At 47.3% G+C, this 374-nt stretch carries 1 protein-coding gene; it reads left to right on the top strand.

All coding sequences use genetic code 11. The annotated features are described in order from the left end of the window. A partial coding sequence (locus NOG12_RS13310) for a hypothetical protein (RefSeq protein ID WP_313933523.1) occupies positions 1–312 on the top strand: 312 nt, incomplete at its 5' end. Positions 313–374 lie beyond the last annotated feature (62 nt).

Below are 374 nucleotides of genomic sequence, written 5' to 3'. Positions count from 1 at the left end.
TGGACTGCCTACGCTGCGCTGCGGCAGCCAATTAGCAAGGCGTTAAGTGTGCAAGGAAATCCGGTTGTGGATATTACCAAAGATGAGCTAATAAGCATTCTCGAACGTTGCAGTGCTGCAACTGATGGCCCTTGGGTATCGTTTGTCGAGGGACGAGACCATTCATCTGGTTCGAATTTCATACGAACGGCTAGTGATGATATTGAACTTGCTGGTGCTACTGTTGCAGATCAGGATTTTATTGCTGCTGCAAAACAAGATATTCCTCGTTTGGTAGCTATTATTGCAAAACAATATGGCTGGTCTCTGTAGTGTGCGCACTTAACAAGCGCCATCAAAAACGCGCCCTTTGGGCGCTCGACTCGCAACAAGTT

The organism is Pseudidiomarina fusca (assembly GCF_032227045.1).
GTDB lineage: Bacteria > Pseudomonadota > Gammaproteobacteria > Enterobacterales > Alteromonadaceae > Pseudidiomarina > Pseudidiomarina fusca.
The sequence above is the reverse complement of the archived record's forward strand: the minus strand, read 5'-3'. Positions and strand labels throughout refer to the sequence as shown.